General features: G+C 74.9%; 17 protein-coding genes. 10 read left to right on the top strand and 7 right to left on the bottom strand.

The window, feature by feature from the left end:
- Window positions 1–146: 146 nt before the first annotated feature.
- The gene (locus NPS70_RS13245; RefSeq protein WP_256524398.1) at window positions 147–1,598 is read right to left on the bottom strand and encodes an amino acid permease; all 1,452 of its coding nucleotides are present in this window, start codon (window positions 1,596–1,598) and stop codon (window positions 147–149) included.
- A 643-nt stretch (window positions 1,599–2,241) separates the two neighbouring features.
- Here NPS70_RS13245 and NPS70_RS13240 point away from each other — a divergent pair.
- From NPS70_RS13240 to NPS70_RS13220, 5 genes are all read left to right on the top strand, one after another.
- The gene (locus NPS70_RS13240; protein ID WP_256524397.1) at window positions 2,242–2,826 is read left to right on the top strand and encodes an NUDIX domain-containing protein; all 585 of its coding nucleotides are present in this window, start codon (window positions 2,242–2,244) and stop codon (window positions 2,824–2,826) included.
- A 60-nt stretch (window positions 2,827–2,886) separates the two neighbouring features.
- A complete protein-coding gene (locus NPS70_RS13235; RefSeq protein ID WP_256524395.1) occupies window positions 2,887–3,276 on the top strand; it encodes a DUF202 domain-containing protein in 390 nt (129 codons plus the stop codon).
- A complete protein-coding gene (locus NPS70_RS13230; RefSeq protein ID WP_256524394.1) occupies window positions 3,273–3,590 on the top strand; it encodes a DUF202 domain-containing protein in 318 nt (105 codons plus the stop codon). The genes NPS70_RS13235 and NPS70_RS13230 overlap by 4 nt, the downstream gene beginning before the upstream one ends.
- 522 nt (window positions 3,591–4,112) lie before the next feature.
- Window positions 4,113–5,132, top strand: coding sequence for a phosphotransferase family protein (locus tag NPS70_RS13225; protein ID WP_256524393.1), 1,020 nt, complete (start codon window positions 4,113–4,115; stop codon window positions 5,130–5,132).
- 6 nt (window positions 5,133–5,138) lie between these two features.
- Window positions 5,139–6,353 carry an acyl-CoA dehydrogenase family protein gene (locus NPS70_RS13220; RefSeq protein ID WP_256524392.1) on the top strand — a complete coding sequence of 405 codons (1,215 nt, stop codon included), beginning with the start codon at window positions 5,139–5,141 and terminating at the stop codon, window positions 6,351–6,353.
- Between the two features lie 46 nt (window positions 6,354–6,399).
- Here NPS70_RS13220 and NPS70_RS13215 read toward each other — a convergent pair whose 3' ends face one another.
- The 3 genes from NPS70_RS13215 to NPS70_RS13205 form a co-directional block, all read right to left on the bottom strand.
- Window positions 6,400–6,549, bottom strand: a complete 150-nt coding sequence (locus NPS70_RS13215; protein WP_256524391.1) for a hypothetical protein — start codon at window positions 6,547–6,549, stop codon at window positions 6,400–6,402.
- 61 nt (window positions 6,550–6,610) lie between these two features.
- Window positions 6,611–7,204, bottom strand: a complete 594-nt coding sequence (locus tag NPS70_RS13210; RefSeq protein ID WP_256524390.1) for a TetR/AcrR family transcriptional regulator — start codon at window positions 7,202–7,204, stop codon at window positions 6,611–6,613.
- 208 nt (window positions 7,205–7,412) lie between these two features.
- Entirely contained in the window at window positions 7,413–8,177 is a 765-nt protein-coding gene (locus NPS70_RS13205; RefSeq protein ID WP_256524389.1) for an SDR family oxidoreductase, read from the bottom strand.
- Between the two features lie 231 nt (window positions 8,178–8,408).
- Here NPS70_RS13205 and NPS70_RS13200 point away from each other — a divergent pair, with 231 nt between their 5' ends.
- The 4 genes from NPS70_RS13200 (at window position 8,409) to NPS70_RS13185 (ending at window position 12,601) form a co-directional block, all read left to right on the top strand.
- A complete protein-coding gene (locus NPS70_RS13200) occupies window positions 8,409–9,650 on the top strand; it encodes an exo-beta-N-acetylmuramidase NamZ domain-containing protein (protein WP_256524388.1) in 1,242 nt (413 codons plus the stop codon).
- Between the two features lie 267 nt (window positions 9,651–9,917).
- A complete protein-coding gene (locus tag NPS70_RS13195) occupies window positions 9,918–10,493 on the top strand; it encodes an erythromycin esterase family protein (RefSeq protein WP_256524387.1) in 576 nt (191 codons plus the stop codon).
- A 70-nt stretch (window positions 10,494–10,563) separates the two neighbouring features.
- Window positions 10,564–11,874, top strand: coding sequence for a serine-threonine protein kinase (locus tag NPS70_RS13190; protein WP_256524386.1), 1,311 nt, complete (start codon window positions 10,564–10,566; stop codon window positions 11,872–11,874).
- 115 nt (window positions 11,875–11,989) lie between these two features.
- The gene (locus NPS70_RS13185) at window positions 11,990–12,601 is read left to right on the top strand and encodes a hypothetical protein (protein WP_256524385.1); all 612 of its coding nucleotides are present in this window, start codon (window positions 11,990–11,992) and stop codon (window positions 12,599–12,601) included.
- A 41-nt stretch (window positions 12,602–12,642) separates the two neighbouring features.
- On the opposite strand, the gene soxR is transcribed toward NPS70_RS13185, so the two are convergent.
- The gene (gene soxR, locus NPS70_RS13180; RefSeq protein WP_256524384.1) at window positions 12,643–13,116 is read right to left on the bottom strand and encodes a redox-sensitive transcriptional activator SoxR; all 474 of its coding nucleotides are present in this window, start codon (window positions 13,114–13,116) and stop codon (window positions 12,643–12,645) included.
- A 112-nt stretch (window positions 13,117–13,228) separates the two neighbouring features.
- Between soxR and NPS70_RS13175 the strand changes: the two genes are divergently transcribed.
- On the top strand, window positions 13,229–13,690 hold the full coding sequence (locus NPS70_RS13175) for a MaoC family dehydratase (protein ID WP_256524383.1): 462 nt from the start codon (window positions 13,229–13,231) through the stop codon (window positions 13,688–13,690).
- Here the strand turns inward: NPS70_RS13175 and NPS70_RS13170 are convergent.
- Both NPS70_RS13170 and NPS70_RS13165 read right to left on the bottom strand, forming a co-directional pair.
- Window positions 13,678–14,355, bottom strand: coding sequence for a TetR/AcrR family transcriptional regulator (locus NPS70_RS13170; RefSeq protein WP_256524382.1), 678 nt, complete (start codon window positions 14,353–14,355; stop codon window positions 13,678–13,680). The genes NPS70_RS13175 and NPS70_RS13170 overlap by 13 nt on opposite strands.
- 69 nt (window positions 14,356–14,424) lie before the next feature.
- Window positions 14,425–14,712: a YiaA/YiaB family inner membrane protein gene (locus NPS70_RS13165; RefSeq protein ID WP_256524381.1), complete on the bottom strand. Its 288-nt coding sequence runs from the start codon at window positions 14,710–14,712 to the stop codon at window positions 14,425–14,427.
- Window positions 14,713–14,745: the final 33 nt, after the last annotated feature.

The raw sequence follows: 14,745 nt of genomic DNA, 5'->3' as shown, positions 1-14,745 counted from the left end.
TCACGGTGGTGTCGCCCCCCACTATGGCCCGTCGGCGGGTCCCGCGGGGACGGTACGCCCGCGGGCCGCGCCGCGGGCGCGCGCCATGCGGCCGGCCCCGCGCCCGCCGCGGACCGCGGGACGCGGAGCGGCCGGGTGGCGGTGCGTCAGCGCCCGCTGCCCGCGGCGAGTTCCCGGACCCGGCCGCGGACCAGGAACCACCCGCCGACGAGCGCCGCGGCGATCAGCGGAAGGCAGTTGACGGTGGTGCGGGCGATGCCGCCGTCCAGCCACATCAGGACCAGGACGGAGGCCAGGAACAGCAGGGTGGCGAGCTGGGTGAAGGGGGCGCCCGGCAGTCGGTAGCCGGGGCGGGTGAGCGCACCCTCCTGGGAGCGGATCCAGAAGACCAGGGAGCACACCATGATCATGGCCCAGGTGCCGATGATGCCGACGGAGGCGAGGTTGAGCACGAGCTCGAAGGCCTCGCCGGGCATGACGTAGTTGAGGACGACGCCCGCGACGCCGAAGCCCGCGGTGAGCAGGATGCCGCCGTAGGGCACGCCTCCCCTGTTCATGACGCCGGTGAAGCGGGGCGCGGAGCCCGCCAGCGACATGGAGCGCAGGATGCGGCCGGTCGAGTAGAGGCCGGAGTTGAGGCTGGAGAGGGCGGCGGTGAGCACGACGAGGTTCATCACCCCGGCCGCGCCGGGGACGCCGAGCCGGTCGAAGACGGTGACGAAGGGGCTCTCGTCGGCCGAGTAGGCGGTGTAGGGCAGCAGCAGCGCGAGCAGGATCACCGAGCCGACGTAGAAGAGGCCGACGCGCCACATGATGGAGTTGATCGCCTTCGGCATGATCTTCTCCGGGTTCTCGGTCTCGCCCGCGGCGACGCCGCAGAGTTCGACGGAGGCGTAGGCGAAGACGACGCCCTGGATGAGCAGCAGCATCGGCATCACGCCCGAGGGGAAGATGCCGCCGTTGTCGCCGATGGTGGCGAGGCCGGCGGTGTGTCCGCCGACGTCGTGCGAGGTGGCGACCAGGAAGATGCCGACCACCATGAACACGACGAGGGCCGCGACCTTGACGATGGCGAACCAGAACTCCATCTCGCCGAAGTACTTCACCGAGATGAGGTTGGCGGCCAGCACCACGGCGAGGGCGATCAGGGCGAGCACCCACTGGGGGACGTCGCTGAACATGGACCAGAAGTGGGCGTAGGTGGCGGCCGCGGTGATGTCGGCGACCGCGGTGGTCGACCAGTTGAGGAAGTAGAGCCAGCCGGCGGTGTAGGCGCCCTTCTCGCCCATGAACTCCCGGGCGTAGGAGACGAAGGCACCCGAGGAGGCGCGGTAGAGGACGAGTTCGCCGAGCGCGCGGACGACGAGGAAGGCGAAGACGCCGCAGACGGCGTAGGCGAGGAAGAGCGAGGGTCCGGCGTCCGCCATCCGGCCTCCGGCCCCGAGGAAGAGGCCGGTGCCGATGGCGCCGCCGATGGCGATCATGTTGATGTGCCGGGACTTGAGGTCCTTGCGGTACCCGGCGTCGCCCGCGTCGACATGGGGCGCGCCCGGGGCGCCGGCAGGGGTCTCGGCCGCAGCGGTGGCGCGGTCACTCATAGGGGGTGTTCGCCTTCGTGAGGGGATGAATCCGGTCAGCGGCCGAGAGTCGACGGCCTGCCGGACCGGGGTGGGGCGGTCACCGGGCAGGCCGCGCCGGAGTGTGGGCCTCCAGCGGGTGATCAACGGCAACCCTGGGATCTTGGCAGTGCTGAGGCCCAGTCAGATAGCCATCTGAGGTATTTCAGAGGTTTCACAGTGATGAACCAAGGTCGTCGGCCCACTCGCCCCGAGACGAGGACGCTCAGGGAGCCGACGCGTCCAGCTCTCCGGGTGCGGCCCGGCGATCCGCCGGGTGAGCCGCGCCGCCCGCCCCCGCATCGCCTTCGCGAACGACCTCGGCGCATGCACGCGCAGGGTGGCGGCGGCCGGGCCCGGATGCTCGGCCACCACCCGGTGGCGGGTGCGCCGGGCGCGGCGGCGGGGCTCGACCGGGCGCACGGACTCCGGCGCCCGGACCGCCTCGCGCACCGTGCGGCGCCTGCGCTCGGCCCCGGCGGAGGAGCTTCGGGGAGCGCCGCGGACCCGTCCGGCCGTGGCGACGCCCGTCCGTGTCGTCGGCAGCGCGGGGGTCCTGCTGCCGGCCCCCGTGCTGCGACGACGGGCCGGGTGGGCCGGGTGGGCCGGGTGCCAGAATGCCGCCATGGAGAACCAGCGCCCGTCCGCCGCCCCGCCGCCCGGCCCGCGGGCCGCTCCCCCGCCCGGCCGTCCGGGCGACCCCGCCGAGGAGGTGCTGGACGTCGTCGACGCCGAGGACCGGGTCGTCGGCAGCGCCCCCCGCGGGGAGGTGTACGCCCGGGGGCTGCGCCACCGCTGCGTGTTCGTGCTCGTCCGCGACGGGCAGGACCGGATCTTCGTGCACCGCCGCACGGCCTCCAAGCTGGTCTTCCCCTCCCGGTACGACATGTTCGTCGGCGGGGTCGTCGGCACGGGAGAGGGCTACGACGAGGCCGCGCTGCGCGAGGCGGAGGAGGAACTGGGGGTGAGCGGACTGCCCCGCCCCCGTCCGCTGACGCGCTTTCTGTTCACCGGCGGCGAGGGCGCCGGCGAGTGGTGGTCCGCGGTCTACGAGGTCCGCTGCACCCTGCCGGTGCGCCCCCAGGCGGAGGAGGTCGCCTGGCACGCCTTCCTCACCGAGGAGGAGCTGGCGGCCCGGCTGGAGACCTGGCCGTGGGTGCCGGACGGACTCGACGCCTACCGGCGGGTGCGCGCGCTGCCGGAGGTGTGAGCCGCCCGCCGCCCGCACGGCGGAGGGGGCTCCCGGAGGGCCACCGGTAGGGTGCGCAGCGTGAGTGATCTGGTTCGGAGTCTGCGCCTGTGGTTCTCTCCCGGCCGCGTCCGGGACGAGGGCGAGACACCCGACTACCGCTTCTCCCTCGCCAACGAGCGGACCTTCCTCGCCTGGATCCGCACCGCGCTCGCGCTGATCGGCGGGGGGTTCGCGGTCGACCAGTTCCTTCCCGACCTGCGCTGGGGCGTCCGCGCGGGCCTGGCGCTCGCCCTGATCGGCACCGGCGCGGTCTGCGCGGTGCGGGCCGTCGACCACTGGGTGCGCTGCGAGCGGGCGATGCGCCGGGGCGAGGACCTGCCCGGCTCGCGGTTCCCTGCGCTGCTGGCCGTGATGGTGGCCGTGGTGTCGGTGGTGATGGTGGTCATCGTGGCGCTGGGGGACGCGTGACGGCGCCCGGTGACCGGGACCCGGGGCTCCAGCCGGAGCGGACCCGGCTGGCCTGGCGACGCACCACCCTCACCTGGGTGGTCGTGGCCGTGCTGGCGGTGCGGGGGGTGCTCGACGCGGGGCGGCTGGGACGACCGGGCGCCCTGGCCCTCGGCGCGGGGGCGGTGGCGCTGATCGGCTTCCTCGCCGTGGCCCACCGCAGGATCGCCGCGATGTCCGCGCCCCGCCCCGTGGTGCTGACCCCGGCGGGGGCGGTCGCCGCGGCGGTGTGCACGCTGGCGCTGGCCGCCTTCGCGGTGACCGTGGTGACCTGAGGGGCCCGGGGTCGGGTGGGCACCGCCGCGGACCCCCGGCACGGCGGCCGCTCCGAGGCGCCGCGGCCCTCCTCGTGCGCCACCGGGAAACGGGGCGCCCCACCTGCCACGCCCCTCCGGCCGGGCACGGTGGCCGCCCCGCGCTCCCGCGGCGCGGGCAACTGCCCCCACGCCCGGGAGCCCGGGCACCCTCGCGCCGGAGGACTCCCCGGGCACCCCCGCCTCCGGTCCGGCAGCTCACCTCCGCCGACCGGCCGACCCGGCACCTCGGGGAGACGGAGGTGCGCCTGCCGCACTCCGTGGGCGTGGCGCACACGGCGGGCGACACGGTGGTGCACCTGCCGGAGCGGGGCGTCGTCATCGCCGCGCGCCCCGGGGCCGGTGGCCTGCCGCGCCTGATCGCGGGCAGGGCGGCCGCTGCCCGGCCCGGAGCGCGCACCGGCACTGGACGACATACCGACTGGTCGGTCATGATGGGTCGCGTCCAGGACCGACCCCCGAACCACCCCGGAGGTGCGCACCATGAGCCCAGCCCCGCAGGGACTCGACCCCGAGAGGCTGCGCGGACATCTGGACCGCGCACGGCCCGGGACGGTGCGCGGCCCGCTCGACGCGACGCTCCTCCAGGGCGGGCGCTCCAACCTCACCTACCTGGTCACCGACGGCACCGACCGGTGGGTGGTGCGCCGCCCGCCGCTCGGCCACGTCCTCGCCACGGCCCACGACATGAAGCGCGAGCACCGCGTGATCAGCGCCCTCGCCCCGACGGCGGTACCCGTGCCGGAGCCGCTGCTGCTGTGCGAGGACGCGTCGGTGCTGGGGGCGCCCTTCTACGTGATGGAGTTCGTCGAGGGCACCCCGTACCGCACCGCCGAACAGCTCGCCCCGCTCGGCCCCGGGCGCACCCGGGGCGCGGTGCTCTCGCTCGTCGACACCCTGGTCGACCTGCACGCCGTCGAACCGGACTCCGTCGGCCTGGGCGACTTCGGCCGCCCGGACGGCTTCCTCGACCGCCAGCTGCGCCGCTGGGGCAAGCAGCTGGACGCCTCGCGCGGCCGGGAGCTGGCGGGGATCGACGAGCTGCACGCCGCCCTCGGCAGGAGCCTGCCGCGCTCCCCCGCACCCGCCGTCGTCCACGGGGACTACCGGCTGGACAACGTGCTCATCGGCGAGGACGACCGGATCACCGCCGTCCTCGACTGGGAGATGTCCACGCTCGGCGACCCGCTGACCGACCTCGGTCTGCTCGTGATGTACAGCAGGCGCCTGGAGCTGCCGGACTCCCCCGTGAGCACCACGGCGGCGGCAGCGGGCCATCCCGGACCGCAGGAACTCGTCGACCGCTACGCCGAGCTCTCCGGCCGGGACACCTCCGCGATCTCCTGGTACACCGCCTTCGCCTGGTTCAAGCTGGCCGTGATCCTGGAGGGCATCCACTACCGGCACACCCTGGGCCAAACGGTCGGCCCCGGCTTCGACCGGATCGGCGACCTCGTCCCCGTCTTCATCGGCCACGGACTGTCCACCCTCCAGGAAGGCTGAGCACCCATGGACTTCGCGTTCGACACCCGCACCGAGGAGCTCCGGGGCCGCCTGCTGGCCTTCATGGAGGAGCACGTCCACCCGGCCGAGGCCGTCGAGCAGGAGCAGCGGTCACGGCTGGCCTCGCCCTGGGACACCCCGCCGATCGTGGAGGAGCTCAAGGCCGAGGCGCGCCGGCAGGGGCTGTGGAACCTGTTCCTGCCCGACGCGGAGCACGGGGCGGGCCTGACCAACCTGCAGTACGCGCCGCTGGCCGAGATCACCGGCCGCAGCCCGCACCTGGCCCCCACGGCCCTCAACTGCGCGGCTCCGGACACCGGGAACATGGAGCTGCTGGCCCAGTTCGGCGACGGGGAGCAGCGCAAGCGGTGGCTGGAGCCGCTGCTCGCCGGCGAGATCCGCTCCGCCTTCGCGATGACCGAGCCCGAGGTCGCGTCCTCGGACGCGACCAACATCCGCACCCGGATCGACCGCGACGGCGACGACTACGTGGTCAACGGGCGCAAGTGGTACATCTCCGGGGCGATGAACCCCCGGTGCGAGGTCTTCGTCGTCATGGGCCGGACGGACCCCGAGGGCGAGGACGTCCGGCGCCGGCAGTCCATGGTGCTCGTGCCCCGGGACACCCCGGGCGTGGAGGTGCGCCGGGCGATGCGGGTCTACGGCTACGAGGACCACTCCCACGGCGGCCACGCCGAGATCGTCTTCACCGACGCGCGCGTCCCGGCGTCGAACCTGATCGGCGGGGAGGGCGAGGGGTTCGCCATCGCCCAGGCGCGGCTGGGCCCCGGGCGCATCCACCACTGCATGCGGCTGATCGGCATGGCGGAGCGGGCGGTCGAGCTGATGTGCCGGCGGGCGGTGTCCCGCGAGGCCTTCGGCGTCCCGCTGGCGCGGCAGGGCGTGGTGCACAACTGGATCGCGGACGCCCGGGTGACGGTGGAGCAGCTGCGGCTGCTGGTGCTGAAGACGGCCTGGCTGATGGACACGGTGGGCAACCGGGGGGCGCACACCGAGATCCAGGCCATCAAGATCGCGACACCGCGCGCGGTGGTGGACATCCTGGACTCGGCGGTCCAGCTGCACGGGGCGGGCGGCGTGAGCCAGGACTTCCCGCTGGCCGAGCTGTGGGCGGCGGCGCGGACGCTGCGGCTCGCGGACGGCCCGGACGAGGTGCACCAGCGCTCCCTGGCCCTGCGGGAGTTGAAGCGCCACCGCTGAGCGGCGCCCTGACGCCCCGGGGCCGACCCGCCCGGCCCCCGGGGCGTCAGTAGCCGGCCGGTGGTGTGTGGTCGGCGAGTGCGAGGGCGCGGACGAAGCGCAGCACCCTCAGCGCGGCCCGGGCGGCGCACCGCCTCAGCCGGCCCGTGCGCGAGCCGTAGGCGGCGGCCCACAGCCGCGGCAGGCCCTCGTTCATACCTCCAGGCTGGCCCCGCGGGCGGTCGGCCGCCACCGCCACCCGGGCCGGCGCGCGGCCCTCAGGGCCGCAGGGCGCGCAGCAGCAGGTCGGCGAGGTGGTCGGCCACCTGCTGCTTGCTCAGCGGACCGTCCGCGCGGTACCAGGTCGACAGGTGGTGCACCGACCCGAAGTGGTAGTCGACGACCAGGTCGGCGGGGGTGGCGGTGGAGAACACGCCGGTGCGCTGGCCCTCCTCCACCAGGGCCCGGAAGCGCTCGTGGTAGCGGCGCCGCTCGGCACGCACCTGCTTGTGCTTCTCCGGGCTGAGGTGGTGCATGGAGCGGAAGAAGATGGCCGCGTCGTCGAGGTTGTCGATGGTGGTGACGACCACGTCCGCGGCGGCGGCGCGCAGGCGCTCCTCGACGGGCGCGTCGGCTCCCGCGAAGGCGTCCAGGCGCTCCTGCTGCACGCGCAGGACGCGGGAGTAGACCTCCTGGAGGAGATCCTCCTTGGAGCCGAAGTAGTGGTAGAGGGCGCCCTTGGTGACCCCCGCCGCCTCGACGATCTCCTGGACGGAGGTGCGGTCGTAGCCCTGCTCGGCGAACAGGCGGGTGGCGGTGGCCAGCAGCCTCTGCGGTACGGGGGTGCCGCCCCCGTCCGTCGTCCTGGCCATCGCCGCCACCCGCCCTTCCTGCCGGTTCCGTCCGGTCTCGTCCGTGCCGCCGCGCGGGGTGCCGCGCGTCCCCGGGGCCGGGCCCCGGAGCGGGGCGCCGGCCCCGCGACCGGGTGGGCCCGCGTCCGGGGAGTCGTGTTCCCGCCCGCAGATCTTCCCATTCCCCGGCGGCCCGGGGCGCGCGGGGCCGCAGCCGGCCTCCGGGTGCTCAGGCGCCGCCCTGCTCCCACTTCTGCTGGAGGTGGTTCATCCCGGCGAGCCAGCGGCCGTTGTCGGCGGCCCTGGCGCGGTAGAAGCCCGCCACCTCGGGATGCGGCAGGACGAGGAAGCGGTCCTCGGCCATGGCCAGGAACAGGGCGTCCGCGACGTCCTCCGGCTCGATCGCGGTGGGCTTGAGCACCAGGTCCCCGGCGGTGCCGGTGGCCGCCAGCATGTCGGTGCGCACACCCTGGGGGCAGACGGCGTGGACCTTGAGGCCGCGGTGGGCGTAGGTCAGCTGGAGCCACTCGGCGTAGGCGAGCGCCCCGTGCTTGGTCACGCTGTAGGGGGCGGCACCGATCATGGTGAGCAGCCCGGCCGCCGAGACGGTGGACACGAAGCGGCCGCTGCCGCGCTCCAGCCACTCGGGCAGCAGGGCCCGGCTCGCCCGGACGTGCGCCATGACGTTGACGTCCCAGGCGGCGGCCCACACGTCCTCCTCGGCGAAGGCGTCGCCTCCGGAAGCCAGTCCGGCGTTGGCGCAGTAGACGTCGACGCGGCCGCCCAGGGCGTCCCGGGCCGCGTCCACGGCCTCGGAGGCGTCGCCGGGCACGGCGGTGCCCCCGCACTCGGCCGCGACGGCTTCGGCCCTGGCGGCGTCCAGGTCGTTGACGGCCACGCGCGCCCCCTCGGCGGCGAACCTGCGGGCCAGTGCCGCACCGATCCCGCCGCCCGCGCCGGTGACGACCACTCCCGCGCCCTCAAGCGTCTCCATCGCTTCCCAGCCCTTCCCCTCGTCCCGGTCGACGAGAGCAGACTAACCGGTCGGTATGCACCGGGGGAAGGACTCTCCGCGCCCCTCGCGCGCGGCCGTGCCCGGCACGCCCCGGCGGCACGCCCCGGCGGCGCGCCCCGGGGTCGTTCCCGGCGGGCCCCGGCCGCGCTAGCCTGCGTGGCCATGACAGACCGCACCCCGGAGACACACCGCACCCACGGAGGCAGTCCCTTGAGCCTGTCCAGACGGGGTCTGCTGGCCGCGGGCGGCGCCGCGGCCGGCGCGCTGGCCGGCGCCCCCTCCCCCGCCGCGGCCCGCGGGCACGGGCGGACCGTGCGCACCGGGTTCGAGCGGCTCGCCGCCGAGGGCTACGCGCGGCTCGCCGGGGAGCGGGTCGGGGTGGTCACCAACCCGACCGGCGTCACCCGGGACGTACGCCACGTCGTCGACGTGATGCACAGCGACGAACGGGTGAACCTGGTGGCCGTGTTCGGGCCCGAGCACGGGTTCCGGGGCACTGCCCAGGCGGGCGGCTCCGAGGGCCGCCACGAGGACCCGGCCACCGGCCTTCCCGTCTACGACACCTACCGCACGAGCGGCCGGGACCTCGCGGAGATCTTCACCGCCTCGGGCGCGGACACCGTGCTGTTCGACATCCAGGACGCGGGGGCCCGCTTCTACACCTACATCTGGACGCTCTACGACTGCATGGAGGCCGCCGCCCTGGCCGGGAAGCGCTTCGTCGTCCTGGACCGGCCCAACCCCGTCACCGGCCGGACCGCCCTCGGCCCGGTCCTGGACAGGCGGTTCGCGAGCTTCGTCGGGCGGGAGCCGATCGCCCAGGTCCACGGCATGACCGTCGCCGAACTCGCGCTGCTGTTCAACGCCGAGTTCCTGCCCTCCCCCGTCGCGCTGGAGACGGTGGCCATGAGGGGCTGGCGGCGCTCCGACTTCTTCGACCGGACCGGCCTGCCGTGGGTCTCCCCGAGCCCCAACATGCCCACCCCCGAGACGGCGCTGGTGTACGCGGGCACCTGCCTCTTCGAGGGCACCAACCTCTCGGAGGGGCGCGGCACCACCCGCCCCTTCGAACTGCTGGGCGCGGAGGGCATCGACCGGCACTGGGCCGCCGCCGCGAACGCGCTGGGGCTTCCCGGTGTGCATCTGCGCGAGGCGTACTTCACCCCGACCTTCTCCAAGTTCCAGGGACGCACCGTCGGCGGGGTCCAGGTCCACGTCCACGACCGGGAGGACTTCGACCCGGTGCGCACCGGCATCGCACTGCTGGCGACCGCCAAACGGACCTGGAGCGGCTTCGCCTGGCGGCCGGACCACTGGATCGACAAGCTCACCGGGTCGGCGACGGTCCGCACCCTCCTCGACGCGGGCGCGGACACCGACGAGGTCGTCGGGGCCTGGTCCGGCGACCTGGCCGCCTTCCGGGCGGTCCGCCGCCGCCACCTGCTGTACTGAGGAACCCGCGCCCGCGGGGCACCCGCCACGCCGGGCGGCCCCACCGCGGCCGCGGGGGCGCACCGGCTCGCCACCACCCCCGCCTGCTCCCCGAGGCCGAGCGCCGCTACCGCGCCTCCCGGCCGACCGGTGGCGTGCGGGAGACGATCAGGGCCCGGCTCGCCCTGCCGCTCGGCGAACGCAGGGCCATGGCGCGGGACGTGCGCGCGGTGCTCGACCTGCTGGAGCGCCCTGCACACGGGCGCGGACGCCCGCCGCCACGCCTTCGTGCTCCGGCATGCACGGGCCATCGTCCAGAACGCGACCGAGTTCGCCCACGACCTGGACGACCCCGGGCAGGGCCGGGAGGCGATGCGGTACCGCGACCGGATCATGGCCGAGAACACCCTGTGGTGGCAGCGGCAGACGGGGCACCGGATCCTGGTCTCCGCGCACAACGGCCACATCCGGCTGAAGACCAGCGACCCCGCGCGTCACCCCGTGGTGCAGGGGACCTACCTGCGCGAGGCGATCGGTGCGGACTACGTCGCCGTCGGGTTCACCTTCGGCCGGGGCTCGTTCAACGCCCTGGACCTGACCGACCCCGGGGAGACGCCGGGGACCTTCCGTGCCGGCCCGCCCGCACCGGGTTCCCACGAGCACACCCTGGAGCGGGTCTCGCCACGGGACTACGTCCTGGACCTGCGCACCGCGCCCGCGGCGGCCCGCGACTGGCCGGCGGTGGAGCGCCCCGCCCGGGACATCGGCAACGCCTGGCCCGCCGCCCCCGCTCCGCTCCGGCCGCTCGACTCCTACGACGTACTGGTCCACCTCCACCGGGTTCGCGCCGCCCACCGGCTCTGACCGGTTCCGAGGTATGGCCGTTTCCCCTCTTGCGCAGGATGCTGGGACCAGGGCGAGGGGAGGGTCTGCCATGACCGGGGTGGGTGTGCAGCCGTACCGGGAGATCGTGTTCGACGCGGACGGCGACGTGCTGGGCCCGGGACCGGAGCCGGTCCCGGAGGACACCACCGACCTGGTGGTCCTCGCCCACGGCTGGCAGAACTCCCCCGCGGTCGCGCGCGCCCTGACCGCGGCCTTCCTCGCGCCCTTCCCCAAGTCGGCCGCGCAGGCGCCGGGGGCCCGGCTGGCCTACGCCGGGGTCCGGTGGCCCGCGATGCGCTTCGGGGACGAACCGATACCCGACGTGGCACCGCCCGCCCCGGGGGCGCAGCCTGCGGGCCCCGGCCTGGACCCCTCGACCCGGGAGGTGCTGGCGTCGCTGCACCCGGGGCACCACGCCACCGTGCGGCGGCTCGCCGCGCTGCTGGACGAGCGGCCCGAGAGCCGCGCGGCGGTCGGCGAGTTCGGCCGCCTGGCACGGCAGTTGGCGGCGGCGCCGACCGGGAGCCTGGAGTCGCCCTTCGCCGAGGACCTCCCGCACGAGGAGCAGGGCCCGCCCGCCCTGTTCTTCGAGGAGCCGATCGAACTGTGCGAGAGGCTGGCGGCGGCGCTGGAGGAGTCGGCCGACGGCGCGGGCCCCGTGCGCCCGGACACCGCGCCCCGCACGGCCCGGGGCGGGCTCGCACCCGTGTGGCGGGGCGCCAAGGAGCTGCTGCGGCAGACCACGTACTACGCCGTGAAGCGCCGGGCCGGTGCCGTCGGGGAGCTGGGGCTCGGGCCGCTGCTGGGGCGGCTGGCCCGGTCGGCGCCGGGGGTGCGGGTGCATCTGGTGGGCCACAGCCACGGGGCCCGGCTGGTGGCCTTCGCGCTGCGGGGGCTGCCGGAGGGTGCGGAGAACGTCGGGTCCGTGACCCTCCTCCAGGGCGCCTTCTCGCACTACGCCTTCGCCGACGGACTGCCGCACGCCCCGCACAGCCCCGGAGTCCTGGCATCGGTCCAGGAGCGGGTGGACGGACCGGTCGTGGCCTGCTTCTCACGCCACGACAGCGCCCTCGGCGTGTTCTACCCGCTCGCTTCCGGCCTCGCGGGCGAGCCGCCGTCCGCGGCGGGCACGGACCCGCGGTGGTGGGCGATGGGCCACGACGGGATCCGGGCCGTGCCGGGGGCGGTACGGGTGTCCCTGGACCAGGCGCTCCGGGGACCCCTGCCGCGCCGGGGCTGTGTCAGCGTGGACGCGGCCCGGGTGGTGCGCCGAGGCGGTCCGCCCGCGGGCGCGCACAGCGACATCTGCCACGAGGAACTGGCCAGGCTGGTGCTGGCAGCGGGCCGCGTGGGCGACTGAGGGGGCCGACGGGATCCGGACGAAACGCCACCCCCGCCTTTTGGATGGAGCCGGAACGGGCACTGCTACGTCCATTCTTCAACGCCGATCCACGAGCGACGGAGGTGGCGACACGATGGCCGGATTCCGGAGTCTTGCCAGACAGGTGCGTGATCCGCGGTGCGACCTGGCGCTGCGGCGGTACTCGCTGCGCAAGTGCCTGGAGCGCTTCGCGCCCTACGGTCACCGGGCGACCTGGGCGCACCTGTGCGCCCGGCACGGCATCGGCCCCGAGGACCGCTCCCCCGATCCGGTGCGTCTGGTGGCCGCGCTGGAGGAGCTGGAGGAGGCACGGGCCGTCTGGCTCGCGTACGAGGAGGGCTTCGCGGACCGCCGAAAACAGGAGAAGTCCGCGGGGCTGCGGCGCCCCGGCCACGTCGACGACTGGCACCGCCGCACCTGGGGCGGCCATGGCGTCGCGCGCTGCCCCAGCCCCGCGGCACACCCCCCGCAGCCGCTCGCCGAGGTGCTGCGCCGGCTCATCGGCGCCCTGGAGCGGGGACCGGGCCGGACCTGCCCGGTCTGCCTCGGCTCCCGGCTGGAGTGGCGGCAGGACCTGCGGCAGGCTCCCTGGTCGGGGCCGCTGTGCCGGGACTGCGGCATCCTGGTGCCCCCGCCGGCCCTGACCCCGGAGGCCGTCACCGCGGCCCGGCGTGCGGCCCGGCACCGGCTGGCCCCGGTGGCCTGACAGCCAGAGCGCGGCACCGGCACCGGTCCGCGTGCACCGTGTCAGCCCTCGCCGCCCCGCTCCTGCTCCGGCAGCAGCCGGGAGCCGGTGAGCCGCTCGCCGAAGACGTCGTCGGGGTTGGAGAGCACGCAGTTCTCCAGCGAGAGGCAGCCGCAGCCGATGCAGTCGGTGAGGTGGTCGCGCAGGCGCCCCAGCTGCTTGATCCGCGCGTCGAGCTCGCTGCGCCAGGCGGCCGACAGGCGCGCCCAGTCCTCGCGGTCCGGCGTCCGCTCCTCGGGGAGTTCGGCCAGTGCCTCGCGGATCGTGGCCAGCGGGATGCCCACCCGTTGGGCGGCCCGGATGAAGGCGACCCGCCGCAGGGTGTCCCGGGTGAAGCGGCGCTGGTTCCCGCTCGTGCGCCGACTGCGGATCAGGCCCTTGGCCTCGTAGAAGTGGAGCGCGGAGACGGCCGCCCCGCTGCGCGCGGAGACCTGGCCGACGGTGAGTTCGTGGACCTTCTCGGGAATCTTGGGCACTCCCCGGAGCCTACGCCGCACCGGGCGGTCCGTTGACAGGACGTCCCGCCCACCAGCATGCTGAGCAAGCGCTTAGACACGGGACGGGACACGAGAGGCAGGGACCAGCGACATGGCGGAGCCCAGGATCTTCACCTCCCCCGGGGAACTGCGCGCCGGAGTCGGCGAGCAGCTCGGGTACAGCGACTGGCTGGAGGTCGACCAGAAGCGGATCGACCTGTTCGCCGAGGCGACCGGCGACCACCAGTGGATCCATGTGGACCCCGAGCGCGCGGCGGGCGGCCCGTTCGGGACCACCATCGCCCACGGCTACCTGACGCTCTCGCTGCTGCCCGTGCTCGTCCCCCAGGTGCTGCGCGTCGAGGGCGTGCGCATGGGCCTCAACTACGGCTCCGACAAGGTCCGCTTCCCCGCCCCCGTCCCCGCGGGCTCCCGGGTCCGCGCCACCGCCGTGCTCACCGGGGTCGAGGAGGCGGGCGGCGGGGTGCAGGTGACCGCGCGGGTCACCGTGGAGCGGGAGGGCGGCGACAAGCCCGTGTGCGTGGCGGAGGCGGTCTCCCGCTACTTCTTCTGATCCGGCCCCGGGCCCGCGGGCCGGGCCCCCACCATCCGCAGCACGAGGTCGGCGTAGAACGCGCCGACCTCGTCGGGCGTGCGGCGCCCCTGGGTGTTGAACCAGCGGGCCACGTCGATGCAGAGCGAGAGCACGGCCACCGTGGTGCCGGGGACGTCCGGGACCTCGAACTCGCCCGCGGCCACGCCCTCGTCGAGGATCCTTCGCACCACGGCGTCCGTCTCGCGGCGCAGCTCGATGATCTCCGCCCGGTGGGCGTCGCTCAGGGCGTCCAGCTCGTACTGCACCACCCGGGCGGTCGCATGGCGCCCCGCGTGCCAGCGGACGAAGGAGCGCACGGCGTCGGCGAGCCGCTCGCTCGGGGTGCCGTCCTTGCGGTACGACCGCGAGAGGATCTCCAGCGCCTTGTCGTGGCCGATCCGGCTGATCCGGTGGAGCAGCTCCTCCTTGGTCTTGTAGTGGATGTACAGGGCCGCGGGGCTCATGCCCGCCCGGCTCGCGATGTCGCGGGTGGTCGTGGCGTGGTAGCCGCGCTCGGCGAAGGCCTCGACCGCGGCGACCAGGAGCTTGCGGGCCGCCTCGGGGGTGACCTCGTCCCACGGCTTCTCGTCGTCGGGCGCGCCGCAGGGCATGTCGCCGCCCGCCCACTGGTCCGCCGCTGTCATCGCTCGCCCCTTCCCTGGCACAGGACGAACACCATACCCCGGGGATGAGCGGCCGCTTAGCCGGACGCGTCAGAGCTTCTGGAAGGGGTCGTGCTCGGCGAGCAGCTTCTCCAGGCGCGCCTGGTCGACCCGGCTGACGATCTGCCCGGCCTCCTGCCGGTCGCGGACGACCTTGGCGAGGGTGAAGGCGGAGGTGGTCAGGTAGAGGACGGCGATCCCGAGGAAGGCCCGCACCCAGGCGTCCGCCTCCATGTGGTAGAGCCCGAGGACCACGGCTCCCAGGGCGATCGCGAAGGAGAGGACGGCCTGACCGTAGTAGGCCGCGGTGTTCTGCTGCTTGACCGGTGTCTCACTCATGGCCCCAGCATCCGGGGTGGTGGCACGTGCCAC

This window comes from Streptomyces sp. C10-9-1, from assembly GCF_024497955.1.
In the GTDB taxonomy this organism is placed as follows: domain Bacteria; phylum Actinomycetota; class Actinomycetes; order Streptomycetales; family Streptomycetaceae; genus Streptomyces; species Streptomyces sanyensis.
This window is presented reverse-complemented; position numbering and strand designations above follow the sequence as displayed.

What these genes read in the sequence shown, in the direction of transcription:
- NPS70_RS13245 (WP_256524398.1), bottom strand. Translation starts at nt 1,598, where the DNA reads ATGAGTGACCGCGCCACCGCTGCGGCCGAGACCCCTGCCGGCGCCCCG.
- NPS70_RS13240 (WP_256524397.1), top strand. Translation starts at nt 2,242, where the DNA reads ATGGAGAACCAGCGCCCGTCCGCCGCCCCGCCGCCCGGCCCGCGGGCC.
- NPS70_RS13225 (WP_256524393.1), top strand. Translation starts at nt 4,113, where the DNA reads ATGAGCCCAGCCCCGCAGGGACTCGACCCCGAGAGGCTGCGCGGACAT.
- NPS70_RS13220 (WP_256524392.1), top strand. Translation starts at nt 5,139, where the DNA reads ATGGACTTCGCGTTCGACACCCGCACCGAGGAGCTCCGGGGCCGCCTG.
- NPS70_RS13215 (WP_256524391.1), bottom strand. Translation starts at nt 6,549, where the DNA reads ATGAACGAGGGCCTGCCGCGGCTGTGGGCCGCCGCCTACGGCTCGCGC.
- NPS70_RS13210 (WP_256524390.1), bottom strand. Translation starts at nt 7,204, where the DNA reads ATGGCCAGGACGACGGACGGGGGCGGCACCCCCGTACCGCAGAGGCTG.
- NPS70_RS13205 (WP_256524389.1), bottom strand. Translation starts at nt 8,177, where the DNA reads ATGGAGACGCTTGAGGGCGCGGGAGTGGTCGTCACCGGCGCGGGCGGC.
- NPS70_RS13190 (WP_256524386.1), top strand. Translation starts at nt 10,564, where the DNA reads ATGACCGGGGTGGGTGTGCAGCCGTACCGGGAGATCGTGTTCGACGCG.
- NPS70_RS13185 (WP_256524385.1), top strand. Translation starts at nt 11,990, where the DNA reads ATGGCCGGATTCCGGAGTCTTGCCAGACAGGTGCGTGATCCGCGGTGC.
- NPS70_RS13175 (WP_256524383.1), top strand. Translation starts at nt 13,229, where the DNA reads ATGGCGGAGCCCAGGATCTTCACCTCCCCCGGGGAACTGCGCGCCGGA.
- NPS70_RS13170 (WP_256524382.1), bottom strand. Translation starts at nt 14,355, where the DNA reads ATGACAGCGGCGGACCAGTGGGCGGGCGGCGACATGCCCTGCGGCGCG.
- NPS70_RS13165 (WP_256524381.1), bottom strand. Translation starts at nt 14,712, where the DNA reads ATGAGTGAGACACCGGTCAAGCAGCAGAACACCGCGGCCTACTACGGT.